This is a genomic window from Halomonas piscis, from assembly GCF_031886125.1.
GTDB classification, from domain to species: Bacteria; Pseudomonadota; Gammaproteobacteria; order Pseudomonadales; family Halomonadaceae; genus Vreelandella; species Vreelandella piscis.
Genome location: NZ_CP119391.1, coordinates 2,924,890 through 2,939,105, shown reverse-complemented (window position 1 = coordinate 2,939,105; position 14,216 = coordinate 2,924,890). Strand labels below are relative to the sequence as shown.

The following is a 14,216-nucleotide window of genomic DNA, read 5'->3' as shown; positions in this document are numbered from 1 at the left end:
AACTTTAGCTCCATTTCGGAGAAGACAATGACAATTCAGTATCTTAAGCCGGCGGAGGGAGGAGAAGAAGCTGCCTCCGAAGATCAGCGCATCACTGCCTCGGTGCAGCAAATGCTGGAGGATATCCGCAAGCGCGGGGAGTCCGCGGTACGTGACTATGCTGAAAAGTTTGACGGCTGGACCTCCGATTTCACGCTCAGCGACGCCAAGCGCAAGCAGCTTATCGATAGCGTGCCCCAGTCGGTGAAAGACGATATCGATTTTGCCCATCGTCAGATTCGGCGCTTCGCCGACGCGCAGCGCGATAGTCTCACCTCTTTCGAGATCGAGACCGAGCCCGGCGTTCGCCTTGGTCAGCGAGTGCTGCCCGTTAACTGCGCCGGGTGTTATATCCCCGGCGGGCGTTTTGCCCATGCGGCATCGGCGCTGATGAGCGTCGCCACTGCCAAGGCGGCAGGCGTGCCTCACGTGGTCGCCTGCTCGCCGCCGCGCGGCGACAGCATCAATCCGGCCGTGGCCTATGCGCTCGATGTGGCCGGCGCCGACGTGATTCTTGAGATGGGCGGCGTGCATGCCATGGCGACCATGGCCTTTGGCCTCTTCGACGGCCGCGAGGCAGATATTCTCGTTGGCCCGGGCAACGCTTACGTGGCCGAAGCCAAGCGTTTGCTGTTTGGTCAGGTGGGTATCGACGTGTTTGCCGGCCCCACCGAGTCGGCCATCATCGCCGATGATCAAGCGGATCCGATGACCATTGCCGTCGATCTGGTGTCTCAGGCCGAGCACGGGACCAACTCGCCGGTGTGGCTGTTCACCACCAGCGAAGCGGTAGGGAAAAAAGTCATTGAGCTGGTGCCCAAGGTCGCCGATGACATGCCCAACGCTGACGTCGTTCATGCTGCCTGGCGTGATCACGGTGAAGTCATCGTCGGTGACAGCCGTGAAGAAATCGTTGAGATCAGCGATCGCTACGCGTGTGAGCACCTGCAAGTCCTGTGCGAGGATCTGGACTGGTGGAAAGAGAACCTGTCCAACTATGGGTCGCTGTTTCTGGGCGAGGGCAGCACGGTCACACACGGCGACAAGTGCTCCGGCACCAACCATATCCTTCCCACCAAACGGGCTGGCCGCTATTCCGGCGGGCTGAACGTGCACAAGTTCATGAAGGTGCTGACGACCCAGCAGCTGAGCGAAGAGGCCAACCGCACGTTCAGCGCGGTGGGTTCACGCATTTCCCGGGTGGAAGGCATGGAAGGGCATGCCCGGGCCTGCGACTGGCGTCTGATCAAATATTTTCCCGACGAGGACTGGCAGTTTCCGGTCCACCGTCAGCAGCGCTATTGAGGTACGCCAAATGCGCCGTTTCTCGAAATCGTTCACCCAGCAAGAGCCGCTTTCCGACGCCTCGATTGACGCGGCAGTGGCCCTCATGCGCACCGGGCGCCTGCACCGCTATAACCTGGTAGAAGGCGAGAAGGGCGAGACAGCACTCTTTGAACAAGAGTTTGCCGACGCGCTTGGCGTGCCTTTCGCGCTGGCCTGTGCCTCGGGCGGCTATGCGCTGCAGCTGGCGCTGCGTGCCTGCGGGCTTCAGCACGGCGATGCCGTGCTGTGTAATGCCTTCACGCTGTCGCCCGTACCGGGCAGTATTCATGCCGCAGGTGGGGAGGCCGTACTGGTCGACATCCTGGACGATACCACCATTGATCCGGATGACCTTGAGGCGGCAGCGCGGGAGTCCGGCGCGCGCTTCTTCGTGCTATCGCATATGCGCGGCCACATTGGCGACATGGACGCTGTTATGGCGGTATGTGAGACCCATGGGATTACCCTGATCGAGGACTGCGCCCATACGCTGGGGGCCAACTTTGCCGGCAAGCCAAGCGGCACCTTCGGGAAGGTAGGCTGCTACAGCACGCAAACCTATAAGCACCTGAATTCGGGTGAAGGCGGGGTGCTGAGTTCGGACGATCCCGAAGTGATGCGCCGAGCGGTCATCCTCTCGGGGTCTTACATGTTTTACGATCGTCATCTGGCCGCGCCGGAAGCGGCAGGGTATGGCGATACCCGACTGGTGACGCCCAATATGAGCGGGCGGATGGATGACCTTCGGGCAGCCGTTCTGCGGCCGCAGCTGGCCGAGCTTGAAGCGCGCAAGGAGCGCTGGAATGCGCTCTATCACCGCATGGATGCCGGCCTGTCCCGCATGGAGCGTTTTGAGCGCGTTCCGCGCCATGAAAAGGAAGACTTTGTCGGCAGTTCGATCCAGTTTCGTCTGCCGTCGCTGACCCGAGAAGATATTGCCGGCTTCGTCGCTGGCTGTGCCGAGCGCGGTATCCCGGTCAAGTGGTTCGGCCAGGCACAGCCGGCAGATTACACCAGCCGCTATGATAGCTGGGGGTATCTCCCCGCGACTCGGCCACTGCCCAACGCCGATCGTGTATTGGCCACGCTTTGTGACCTGCGCCTACCGTTGACGTTTGATGAGAAAGACTGCGACGACATTATTCAGCTGATGGACGATGCTATGAATGAAGTCATCAGCAAATCCAACACTGTGTAACACTCACCGCTTATCGACTGGAGTGATAACAATGTACAAGAAAGCATTATTAACAACTGCCGTCTTTTCCCTCCTGAGCGTTCAGGCCGCCCAGGCCGAGACGTTCAAGCTCGGCATGGGAGATCCCATGGACTCGGACCAGGGGGCGCTGGCGCAGCGCTTCAAGGAAATGGTCGAAGAGCTTTCCGATGGCGAAATGCAGGTAGAGCTGTACCCCGGCGGCCAGCTGGGCGCCGAGACAGAAATGATCCAGGGTACCCGCATCGGCAAGCTGGATTTTGCCCTGGTAGGCGTAGGTAACCTAACGCCCTACGCGTCGCGCCTGGGCGCTCTGACCATGCCCTATGCCATCCGCAGCCATGCGGATGCCGTCAAGGCGACTACCGGTACGCTGGCCGATCGCTGGAACAATATTGCCGAGGAAGACGCCGGCGTCCACATTGTCAGCTGGCTGTATTCAGGCTTTCGTTACCTGACGAATTCCCAGCGTCCGATAACCACGCTAGAGGAGCTGGACGGTCTCAAGGTGAGGCTGCCCCAGAACGAACAGATGGTTTCTACCTACGAGGCTTGGGGAGCCAATCCCATCAGCATGTCCTGGCCGGAAGTCTTTACCGGGCTGCAACAGGGCGTCATCGATGGGCAAGACAATCCTTATATCGTCAACAATACGATGAAGTTTTACGAGGTGCAGGACTACCTCACGGAAGTGCATTACCAGTACTCGCTACAGCCTATTGTGATGGGGGCTAGAACCTATCAGAAGCTATCGGAAGAAGAGCGCGCGATTATTGATCGGGCAGGCCTGGAGTCGCAGCTGTATGCGCTTCAGTTCCAGCTGACCGAAGCGCCCAAGGCACGCGCGAACATGGAAGAAGAAGGCGTCGAGGTATCGACTCTGGAAAATGAGGACAAATGGATTGAAATTGCCAGGGAAGAAGTCTGGCCGGAGTTTTATGACGAGATCGGCGGCAAGGAAGCCTTCGATGAAATGCAAAAAGCTTTGGGCCGCTGAGTGAAGTAGGGCCGGGCCGGGAAGCATGCTGCTGCCCGGCCTGGCTATGATCACTTATCCCCTGAGGGGAGGATGCTCTCGTGTTATCAAAACTCAATTATATAGAAGACTACGCCTGCCGCGCCCTGCTTGCCGTATTCGTCATCCTGCTCTTTGTTCAGGTAGTCATGAGGATGGTGCTTGGCATTGGCATGTCATGGATTGAAGAGCTGGCACGCTATTCTTTTGTCTGGTTTGTGTTTCTAGGGGCGACTCATGCGGCTCACCTGAGTGCGCACAATCGGCTGCAGGTGCATATCAACCTGCTTCCCAAGAATATGGCCAAGGGGCTGCTGTTATTTGTAGACCTTATTTGGGCAGGTTTTTGCCTGGTGCTTGCTTACAAGAGTCTTGAGCTTATTGATCTGCTGCTTGAGTTTCCCTATAAATCTCCGGCGTTGGGCTGGTCTCTGGCTTACGTCTACTTTATTTTCCCTATTGCTTTTACCCTGATGGCATTTCGTGTTTTGCAGGTTCAGTATCTCAAGCTGGTAAAAGGTATTGAACCGGGTGATGTGGAAAAGGAGGAAACCGACAAGATTACTGAGGACGAGTCCTATCAGAAAAATAATACTGACTCGAACACGGACAAGGGGTAAGAACAATGGCCGCAACAGTCCTTTTTTCCTTTTTCGGAGTGCTGCTGCTGCTTGGCGCACCAATAGTAGTTGCCCTGGGCGTGGCTTCCATGGCGGTCTACGTGGTCAGCGGGCAGGACATAAGCTCGCTGATAGAGCTGGCCTTTTCCGCTATCAACTCGTTCCCCCTCATGGCACTACCCTCTTTCATTCTTGCCGGCGCCTTGATGGGTGATGCGGGCATTGCTCGACGCTTGATCTATATCGCCGAAGAGCTTGCCGGGCCCGCTGCCGGCGGCCTTGGCGCGGCTACCGTCATTGCCTGCATGTTTTTTGGTGCCATTTCCGGCTCCGGTCCGGCCACAACGGCGGCGGTGGGGATGCTGGTAATTCCGGCGATGATCGAGCGGGGTTACGGCAAGAGCTATCCGGCTGCGCTGACCGCAACGGCCGGGGGGCTAGGCGTCGTCATCCCTCCCAGTATGCCGTTGATCATCTATGGCGTGACGGCCAACGAGTCGATCTCGGCGATGTTCATGGCGGGGGTGATCCCCGGGATGCTGCTCGGTGTAGGGTTGGTGACAGCCAACTATATCGCGGCCAAACGCAACGGCTATCAAACAGAAGGGCACAGCTACGACGTCAAACGTGTCGCCAAGGCTCTGAAGGACGGTATTTGGTCACTAATGGCACCGGTAGTGATACTGGGCGGTATTTACTCCGGCATGTTTACTCCCACCGAAGCCGCCGTGGTATCGATTTTTTATGCTCTGTTTGTGGGTGTCTTTATTCACAAGGAGTCATCCCTGCGCGGCCTTAATGAGGCCTTTCAAAGCACGACCTGGCTCACCGGGCGCGTGCTTATCATCATGTTTACCGCCACTGCCTTCGGCCGCATACTGGTAGAGCACCAGATACCGGCGATGATTGCTCAGGGTATTCTCTATATTACCGATAGCCTGTGGTTAATATGGTTACTGGTGATAGGGTTCCTGCTGATAGTCGGGATGTTCATAGAGATTCTGGCGACCATCATGATCGTCACTCCGGTGCTGCTGCCCGTCATGATGGAGCTGGGGGTAGACCCTATCCACTTCGGCATTGTGCTGGTAGTGAGCCTGGGCATCGGCTTTTCTACGCCGCCGCTGGGCGAAAACATGTTTATTAGTTCAAGCATTGCCAACGTCTCGATCGAGCGGATTTCCGTGCGTGCTCTGCCCTTGGTTGGCTCCATGGTAGTGATTGATCTGGTGCTGGCATTTTTCCCCGAGCTGTCGCTGATGCTGCCCCGCATCATGGGCTTCTAACAGAGAGGTAATAGGCAAGCCATGAACAAGACCGCTGATCATAACGCTAGTGAGGCTCAGCATACTGACCGTCATGCAATGGTTGGCGTGCTGGGCGGCATGGGTCCCGACGCTACCTTGACGTTTATGCAGCGTGTGATTGATGCCACGCCGGCCGAAGATGATATCGAGCATGTGCACATGCTGGTCGATAACAACCCCAAGGTGCCTTCGCGTATCAAGGCGCTGATTGAAGGAACCGGGGAGAGCCCCGGCCCGACCATTGCCGCGATGGCCCGTCGTCTGGAGCAGGCCGGCACCGATTTCCTGGTGATGCCGTGCAACACCGCTCACTACTACTGGCAGGATGCCCAGAAGGCGGTGGACATTCCCGTCTGGCATATTGTGGCGATGACGCTGGACGAGGTTGCGTGCCAGGCGCCCGGGGCCAAAGTGGGTATGCTTTGCTCGCCGGCGCTGCGTAAAATCGGCCTTTATGAAAACTTTATCGAAGAGCGCGGCCTGTCGCTTTTGTACCCCGAAGACGAAGCGCCGGTGCTGGAGATAATCCGTGCCGTCAAGCGCGGCCAGGGCCATCATGACGAAACGCTTGCGGCTTTCACCAAGGCAGCGGAAGAACTTTACCACCGCGGCGCCGACGTGCTGGTACTGGCATGCACGGAGCTCTCCGTGATCCGCGATGGTTTGACCACTCAGATTCCCGTCATCGATAGCGTTCAGGTGCTGGCAGAAGGAGTGGCAGCCGCCGCCGAGGGGAGCTAAAGCAATGGCCAGGGAGTTTTCTTTGGAGCGTGCCAGGGTGAACTCCAGGCCGCTAGCGTCTGCTGCCTGTGACGCCATGCCATGCGGTTGAACGAGCAAAATACCTCGCAATAGCGTGGGACCCGCGCGTAAACGTGCTTTCACCCTTGAGTCAATTGCGTCTGGAGGATGCCAGTCTCTATGCAAGATGCCCAGCTAGTCAGTGAAAGTCTCGCGCTCATGGCAGCCGGCATGGGCTTTGTGGTTGTGTTTCTGACCGTGCTGGTCATGATCACGACTCTGATGTCCCGGGTGATTAGACGCCTGTTTCCCGAGCCGCCCCCTGGCCCAGCCGCATCGGCCTCTCCACAGGCGGCTGCCGAACGGGCACCTGCCCGTGAAGACGAGCAGCTGATCGCCGTGCTCAGTGCGGCGGTGCATCGCTATCGGCGGGATCATCCGCGCTGATCGCTTGGCAGTTCTTATCTGACGCTCCCATGCTCACAATGACAAGGAAACGACAATGAGCGAGACGAAACGCCCGCTAGGTATCACTGACGTCGTCCTGCGCGATGCCCACCAGTCGCTTCTCGCCACGCGCATGCGCCTGGACGATATGCTGCCCATCGCGGAAAAGCTTGACCAGGTGGGGTTCTGGTCGTTGGAATCCTGGGGCGGCGCTACCTTCGATGCCTGTATTCGCTATCTGGGCGAGGATCCGTGGGAGCGCATCCGGGCGCTAAAGGAAGTCATGCCCAACACGCCGCAGCAAATGCTGCTGCGCGGGCAGAACCTGCTTGGCTATCGCCACTATGCCGATGACGTGGTAGACCGTTTTGTCGAGCGGGCCAGGGTCAACGGCATCGACGTGTTCCGCGTTTTTGACGCGATGAACGACCCGCGCAATCTGGAGCGCGCCATTGGCGCCGTCAAGGCCAACGACGGCCATGCTCAGGGGACGCTGTCTTATACCCAAAGCCCGGTGCACACCCTGGAAAGCTGGGTGGAACTTGCCGACACCATTGCTGCCATGGGCGCCGACTCGTTGGCGATCAAGGACATGGCCGGTCTGCTCAGGCCCTACGAGGCCCATGAGCTGGTCACCCGGCTCAAGGCCACGCTGGACATCCCCGTCCAGCTGCACTGTCACGCGACCACGGGCCTGTCGACGGCCACCATCCTCAAGGCCATAGAAGCCGGGATCGACAACGTCGATAGCGCCATTTCCTCGATGTCGATGACCTATGGCCATAGCCCTACCGAGTCGATCGTGGCGATGCTTGAAGGTACCGACCGGGATACCGGGCTGGACCTTGAACAGCTTGAGGATATCGCCGCCTATTTTCGCCAGGTGCGCGGCAAATACGCGGCCTTTGAAGGCTCGCTCAAGGGCGTCAATTCGCGCATTCTTGTCGCCCAGGTGCCCGGCGGCATGCTGACCAACATGGAAAATCAGCTCAAGGAGCAGGGAGCGGGCGACAAGCTGGATGAGGTCATGGCCGAAATTCCGCGCGTGCGGGACGACCTGGGGCTGATTCCGCTGGTGACTCCCACGTCCCAGATCGTCGGTACCCAGGCGCTGATGAACGTGATGATGGGCGAGCGCTATGGGTCGATTTCCAAGGAAGTTCAGGCCCTGCTCAAGGGAGAGTACGGTGCCGCCCCCGCGCCCTTCGATGAAGCGCTCCAAAAACGAGTCCTGGAGGGCGGTGACCCCGTGACGGAGCGCCCCGCCGACCTTCTGTCGCCCGAGATGGCCAGGCTTGCCGATGAGCTGGACGAGACCGCCGAGCAGAAAGATATTCGCCTGGCCGAGGGCGAACGCCATATCGACGACGTTCTGACCTACGCCCTCTTTCCTCAGATCGGGCTTAAGTTCTTGCAAAACCGCGATAACCCCGACGCCTTTGAGCCTGTACCGGGTGAGGCAGCGTCCGAGACTTCGCCAGCGGTCTCCGAGAAAGCCGAGCGCCCGGCCCCGCCTGCCGGCCCCGAGACCTATACGATCAGCGTCAACGGCGCATCTTATGTGGTCGAGGTGAGCGAAGGCGGCGATATTTCCCAGGTGCAGCCGTCGTCACCGGCGCCGTCTGCCGACAGCGAAGCGCCGGCACTGGCGGCCTCCAGCGGAGAAAGCATCAATGCGCCGCTGGCCGGCAATATCTTCCAGATCAACGTCAAGCCCGGCGAGAGCGTTGTCGAGGACGAGGTAGTGCTTATTCTTGAAGCCATGAAAATGGAAACCGAAGTGCGGGCCCCCCAGAGCGGCACGGTTTCCGAGGTCAAGGTAGCGGAAGGCGACAGCGTATCCGTGGGCGACGCGCTGATCGTGCTTTAAGGACACCTCATGGAAAAGATACTGACACTTTGGTACGGCTCCGGGCTATATAACCTGAGCCTCGGCCAGACCGTGATGCTGGGTATTGGTCTGCTGCTGTTGTGGCTTGCCATTGCCAAGAAGTTTGAGCCTCTGCTGCTGGTGCCGATCGGGTTTGGCGGTATCCTGGCGAATATTCCCGAGGCCGGGCTTGCGCTGTCGGCCGCCGAACAGGCCATCCATCAGGGACCTCCCGAACTGCTCAAGCCAATGGCCGATGCCCTGAAGGTAGCGCTGCCGGCGAGCGGCGACCTGGAAGCTTGGCGCCAGGCGCTGGGGGAGGCGCTTAGCGGTGACGCCTCGCCGTCGCTCTTACGCTCCGCCAATGATGTGGCCATGGAGGCGGGCTACGCGCACGGCATGCTGTACCAGTTCTACCGCGTGGCGATTGCCTCCGGTATCGCCCCGCTGGTGATCTTCATGGGTGTGGGGTCGATGACCGACTTCGGGCCGCTGCTGGCCAATCCACGCACGCTGTTTCTGGGAGCGGCGGCGCAGTTCGGCATCTTTGCCACGCTGCTTGGTGCAGTGCTCATGACGGTGATGGGATGGATGGACTTCAGCCTTGATCAGGCGGCGGCCATCGCCATTATCGGCGGCGCCGACGGCCCCACCTCAATCTATGTGTCGAGCCTGCTGGCACCGGAGCTTTTGGGCGCGATTGCCGTTGCCTCGTACTCCTACATGGCGCTGGTTCCGCTGATCCAGCCGCCGATCATGCGCGCCCTGACGTCGCAGAAAGAGCGCGCCATCGCCATGACTCAGCTGCGCCCGGTTTCGACGCTCGAGAAGATCGTTTTTCCGCTGGCTCTATTGATTCTGGTGGTGCTGTTTCTCCCCGATGCGGCTCCGCTGCTGGGGATGTTCTGCTTTGGCAACCTGATGCGCGAATGCGGCGTGGTCGAACGGCTATCGCAGACGTCACAGAACGCGCTGATCAATATCGTGACCATCTTTCTCGGACTCTCGGTAGGCTCCAAGCTGATGGCCGATCGCTTTCTGGCAGTAGAAACCCTCGGCATTCTCGGCTTGGGTATCGTGGCTTTTGCCATAGGTACCGCGTGCGGTGTGCTGATGGCCAAGCTACTCAACGTGATAAGCAAGCATCCGATCAATCCGCTGATCGGGTCAGCCGGCGTGTCGGCCGTGCCGATGGCGGCGCGAGTCTCCAACAAAGTGGGGCTGGAATCCAACCCGCATAATTTTCTCTTGATGCACGCCATGGGGCCCAACGTGGCCGGTGTTATCGGGTCTGCCGTCGCCGCGGGTGTTATGATCAAATATTTAGGGTAAGGCCAGAAAATGCTTAGTGCCGGCCACAGAGCATGTGCCGATTGAAGGCGCTGAGTCTTGTGCCGCCCGACAAGCCAAGGAGACAGTATGACCCAAGAGAAAAAGCGGATCCTGTGCAGCATCGGCATGCGCGGCAACTGCGATCACGTGCTTGAACAGGCCGCTGACCTGGCGCTTGTCACCGGCGCCGAGCTGCACATATTGCACGTCGCCAGGTCCTTTCCCGAGGACATGTACAATACCTTGAAAACCAATATCCGCGACCGCGAAACCCTGAACGCGCTGCTGGAACAGCGCCTCGAGGAGCGACGCACTGAGCTGGCCGAAAAAGTTGAGACGGCCTGTACACGCTATCCGGCGCTGCAGAAAATGGTGCAGGAGCAAAGGGTTACCCAGCTGGTGCGGGAGGGCTATCCCGGCTCGATCATTGCGCACTTTGCCACTGACGGCGGCTTCAGCATGATCGTGATGGCGGCCAACAAGCAGGGCAGCAGGGCGTCTTACGCCGGCAAGATTACCAAAGGCGTTATCAAGCGCGCGACGGTACCCGTGGTGGTGGTACCTGCCGCGCCTTGACCCCCTGGCAGATGCGACTAGCAAGTGTGGGAGGCTGCTTGCCGGCCGCCAGCGGCAGTGAGAAGGCCGGCACTTCTTCATCGGGCCCGCTGGCGGGCCCGTACTTTTTGAATTGAGGGACTCTGCTTTGCCCTTGCTGTCTTCCCTGCTTCGGCTGCTGCCCGCTCTCGCGCTGGGGCTTGCCGGCGGTACGCTGGCGTTTGCGCTGGGCTTGCCGTTGCCCTGGCTGCTGGGTGCCATGCTGGCCACTACCGCGGCAAGCCTGGCCGGCATGGAACTGCATTCACCGACGCGCAGCCGTCAAGGCGTGCTGGTGGTGATCGGGGTGATGCTGGGGTCGGCGTTCACGCCGGAACTTTCGGGCGCCCTGGGGCGGTGGAGTCTGAGCCTGGCGATCATGCTGGTCGCGACGGCGGCCATGATGTTGTTCTCGGTGTGGTTTTCACGGCGGCTCGGCGGCTACTCAGCGGATACGGCGCTCTATGCCGGCGTCCCGGGCGGCGTTTCGCTGGTTACCATGATCCCGGCCTATTCATGAGGCCGGCCTGAAAACGAAGATAGCGGATGGTATTCTCTTGAAAATTCAATGTGTTCCGCCAAGAACCTGAACCAAGAGAGCCATCCGCTATGGGTGAAAGCCTATCTACCTGGACGCCCTCGTGCAACGGCTCCGTCCGTGTCGAGCTGAGCGGCCACCGCACCACCAGTGACAGCGGCGCTCTGCTGCTGCGTGAAGCCCTCGACAACAGCGGTGTGATCGAGGCGCTCGAAGACAATCTGGTCGATCAACGCCACCCGCTACGCATCCGCCACTCGCTGGCCAGCCAGCTGCGAACCCTGGTGCTGCAGCGCGCGATGGGCTGGATCGACCTCAGCGATACCGACACGTTGCGGCGTGATCCCCTCTGGCAGCTGGCCTGCAGCGATGCGCGTGGAATGACGCCACTGGCCCAGGACCGGCCGTCTCAAGCCACGCTGTCGCGGCTGCTGACTTGCCTTGGACGCAACGACAACATCGATGCCGTGCATGAAGGCCTGCTGCGACTGGTAGTCTGGCGCCTGACCTCGCTGAAGAACGGCGAGCGACCCAAGCAGTTGACCCTCGACATCGACGGCCTGCCGATCGAGGTCCACGGTCACCAAGGTGGCTCGGCCTATCATGGCCTTTACGGGGTCCGCATCTACTCGCCGCTGGTCGCCTCGCTGGCCGAAACCGGTGACATGGTGGGCGGCCTACTACGCGAAGGCAACGCCGGCCCGGCCGAGAACGCCGATACCTGGATCCCGCACCTGGTGAAGCGGCTCAACGAAAGCACCGGCGCCCAGGTTCGGGTGCGTATCGACGCCGGGTTCACCGACAACGACACGCTGGAGGCGTTGGAAGATCGCGGCATCGAGTACCTGGGCCGGCTGCGCAGTCACACGGGGCTGCAGACACTGGCGGCGCCGTACCTGAAGCGGCCCCGAGGTCGGCCGCCCGAGCAGCCACGGGAATGGTGTCATGACCTGGAGTACCAGGCCGGCACCTGGCCTGAACCACGGCGCGTGGTACTGGTCGTGCAAGAGCGACCCGATGACCTGCTGTTGCATGCCTTCTTCCTGGTCACCAACCTCAACAAGTTCGACTGGCCGCCGGAGAAGGTCCTGGCACTGTACCGCAAGCGCGGTAGCGCCGAAGCGCACATGGGCGAGGTGAAATCAGCGCTCGACGTACACCTCTCGTCGACGGATCGTGGCGCCTCCACGGTTCAGGACGTGATGGCGCGTAACGAGGTGAGCCTGCTACTCAGCCTCTATGCTTATCAGGTCCTGCATGGCCTGCGCTGCCTGCTGGAGCGGCAGACTCGGCAAGGCTGGAGCCTGAGTCGGATGCGCGAGCAGGTGCTTAAGGTCGCCGCCACACTGAAGCTGCATGCCCGGCGGATCACCCTTCATCTGGGTGCCGCCGCCGATAAGTGGTGGCCGACGTTGCTGAAGGGGCTGCCGAAGCTGACGGCGCTGAGTTGACGCCCGGCGAGACGGCTTCAGGACCTGAAATCGAGCGACCGCTGCAGCGGCCGGCGGTCACGGCTGCTTTGACGGTCGCAATGGATTCCCAAGAGCTATAAGAAACCGGGAAGAAAGCCATGTTCGGGCATTACTCAGCGGCCTCTCGCGTCGGAGAGGCCGATCCTGATGAGCGACGCCGCCAGCCAGCCTCTTCACGCCGCCCAGTCAGCGTCTTCGTGAATAAGGCGGGATGATGGCGGCGGGAACCGGTGCCGACCTGAGAGTGATCGGCATTACCCATGCGGTGCGCATCATGGTGCTGCTGGTGGCCATTCCGCCGGTGATCCAGGCTATCGGGCATGTGGATCTGGGCAATGCCACGCCGGGGCCGGCGCGATGGTTCACGCTGCCCGGGCCGGCGGATACGGGTTGGCTGATGGCTGCCGGGGTGGGCGGTGCCTGGCTGGGGCGTCGGCTGCGCCTGCCCAATGCCTTGCTGTTTGGGCCGGCGCTGGCCTCGGCGACGCTGCATCTTGCCGGCGTCACCGAGGCGGCGATTCCGCCAGTGCTGGTGGCCCTGGCCCAGGTGCTTATCGGTGTCTCGATCGGCGTGCGCTTTGCGGGTACGTCGCTGGCGTTGGTGGGCCGGGCCATGCTGATGGCGGTGGCTCAGGCGCTGGTACTGCTGGTCATCGCTATGGTAGCGGCCTGGATCGGCCATTTGCTGACCGGCTACTCGGCCGCCGCGGCGCTGCTTGCCTATATGCCGGGCGGCGCCCCCGAGCTCAGCCTGGTCGCGCTGTCGCTCGGCATCGAGCCGGCGTTCGTCACGACCCACCACCTGCTGCGTATTTCGCTGCTGGCGCTTTTGTTACCGCTGTTGCTCCGGCAGAAGGCAGCGGCCTGACGTCTTCCGCCGATGGCTTCTCGGCTTTTTGTGCTGCAAGATCAATGGCGATACTTGTCAAGGACTGAGCGGCGCAGAGGAGACACCATGGCTCATGTCACAGCTTCTTCCGTTATTGTTTTCGATGTTAACGAAACGCTGCTGGATATAACGCACCTTGCCCCCTTTTTTGAGCGCGTTTTCGGTGATCGCGCGGTGCTGCGCGAATGGTTTGCGCAGCTGGTGCTTTACTCCCAGTCCATGACGCTTTCCGGTCTCTATACCCCTTTTGGCGACATTGGAGCGGGCGTATTACGAATGCTGGCGGATATCCACCAGGTTAGCGTGACGCAAGCGGATATTAACGAGCAGCAGGAGCTCCTCAGCACCATGCCGGCTCATGCTGACGCTACCCCGGCGCTCACTCGATTGAGCGCTGCAGGCTTCAGGCTGGTAACGCTCACCAACTCGGCTGCTGGCGCTTCACCCACGCCGCTGCAAAACGCGGGGCTTCAGCCATTTTTTGAGCGTGCGTTCAGCATCGAGACGGTGGGCCGGTTCAAGCCGGCTCCTGACACCTATCGTCTGGTCGCCCGGGAGCTATCTGTCGAAACCTCCAGCCTGTGCCTCGTGGCCTGTCATTTGTGGGACACCATCGGCGCTCAGGCTGCTGGCTGCCGCAGTGCTTTTCTCAAGCGCCCCCACAACGCCGTTTTACCCGCACCGGGCGTTCCCTATCCGGATATTGTCGTGCCTGACATGAAGGCTCTTGCCGATCGGCTTGTGTTAGAAGCTTAGCGGGCTCTGCTGCAAGCGTCCCTGCCTCGCTACCGGCCTGCCGAGCTGTAGATG

General features: G+C 60.4%; 14 protein-coding genes. All 14 read left to right on the top strand.

From position 1 onward, the window contains the following. Positions 1 to 27: 27 nt before the first annotated feature. A complete protein-coding gene (gene hisD / locus P1P91_RS13855; RefSeq protein WP_311883355.1) occupies positions 28 to 1,344 on the top strand; it encodes a histidinol dehydrogenase in 1,317 nt (438 codons plus the stop codon). Positions 1,345 to 1,354: 10 nt separating this feature from the next. Next, positions 1,355 to 2,563: a DegT/DnrJ/EryC1/StrS family aminotransferase gene (locus tag P1P91_RS13850; protein ID WP_311883354.1), complete on the top strand. Its 1,209-nt coding sequence runs from the start codon at positions 1,355 to 1,357 to the stop codon at positions 2,561 to 2,563. A 31-nt stretch (positions 2,564 to 2,594) separates the two neighbouring features. Beyond that, positions 2,595 to 3,578: a TRAP transporter substrate-binding protein gene (locus P1P91_RS13845; RefSeq protein ID WP_311883353.1), complete on the top strand. Its 984-nt coding sequence runs from the start codon at positions 2,595 to 2,597 to the stop codon at positions 3,576 to 3,578. A gap of 80 nt (positions 3,579 to 3,658) precedes the next feature. After that, a complete protein-coding gene (locus tag P1P91_RS13840; RefSeq protein WP_311883352.1) occupies positions 3,659 to 4,216 on the top strand; it encodes a TRAP transporter small permease in 558 nt (185 codons plus the stop codon). A 5-nt stretch (positions 4,217 to 4,221) separates the two neighbouring features. Beyond that, on the top strand, positions 4,222 to 5,502 hold the full coding sequence (locus tag P1P91_RS13835) for a TRAP transporter large permease (RefSeq protein WP_311883351.1): 1,281 nt from the start codon (positions 4,222 to 4,224) through the stop codon (positions 5,500 to 5,502). 21 nt (positions 5,503 to 5,523) lie between these two features. Further along, positions 5,524 to 6,264 carry a cysteate racemase gene (cuyB, locus tag P1P91_RS13830; protein WP_311883350.1) on the top strand — a complete coding sequence of 247 codons (741 nt, stop codon included), beginning with the start codon at positions 5,524 to 5,526 and terminating at the stop codon, positions 6,262 to 6,264. A gap of 180 nt (positions 6,265 to 6,444) precedes the next feature. Continuing rightward, on the top strand, positions 6,445 to 6,711 hold the full coding sequence (locus P1P91_RS13825; RefSeq protein ID WP_311883349.1) for an OadG family protein: 267 nt from the start codon (positions 6,445 to 6,447) through the stop codon (positions 6,709 to 6,711). 55 nt (positions 6,712 to 6,766) lie between these two features. After that, complete coding sequence (gene oadA / locus P1P91_RS13820) at positions 6,767 to 8,581, top strand: sodium-extruding oxaloacetate decarboxylase subunit alpha (RefSeq protein ID WP_311883347.1); 1,815 nt, start codon at positions 6,767 to 6,769, stop codon at positions 8,579 to 8,581. A gap of 9 nt (positions 8,582 to 8,590) precedes the next feature. Then, a complete protein-coding gene (locus tag P1P91_RS13815; RefSeq protein ID WP_311883346.1) occupies positions 8,591 to 9,913 on the top strand; it encodes a sodium ion-translocating decarboxylase subunit beta in 1,323 nt (440 codons plus the stop codon). 87 nt (positions 9,914 to 10,000) lie between these two features. After that, complete coding sequence (locus P1P91_RS13810; protein ID WP_311883345.1) at positions 10,001 to 10,489, top strand: universal stress protein; 489 nt, start codon at positions 10,001 to 10,003, stop codon at positions 10,487 to 10,489. Between the two features lie 133 nt (positions 10,490 to 10,622). Then, positions 10,623 to 11,027, top strand: coding sequence for an AbrB family transcriptional regulator (locus tag P1P91_RS13805; RefSeq protein ID WP_311883343.1), 405 nt, complete (start codon positions 10,623 to 10,625; stop codon positions 11,025 to 11,027). Between the two features lie 89 nt (positions 11,028 to 11,116). Further along, positions 11,117 to 12,496 carry an IS1380 family transposase gene (locus P1P91_RS13800; protein WP_376717491.1) on the top strand — a complete coding sequence of 460 codons (1,380 nt, stop codon included), beginning with the start codon at positions 11,117 to 11,119 and terminating at the stop codon, positions 12,494 to 12,496. 235 nt (positions 12,497 to 12,731) lie between these two features. Then, a complete protein-coding gene (locus P1P91_RS13795) occupies positions 12,732 to 13,385 on the top strand; it encodes an AbrB family transcriptional regulator (RefSeq protein WP_311883341.1) in 654 nt (217 codons plus the stop codon). Positions 13,386 to 13,472: 87 nt separating this feature from the next. After that, complete coding sequence (locus tag P1P91_RS13790; RefSeq protein ID WP_311883339.1) at positions 13,473 to 14,162, top strand: haloacid dehalogenase type II; 690 nt, start codon at positions 13,473 to 13,475, stop codon at positions 14,160 to 14,162. Positions 14,163 to 14,216: the final 54 nt, after the last annotated feature.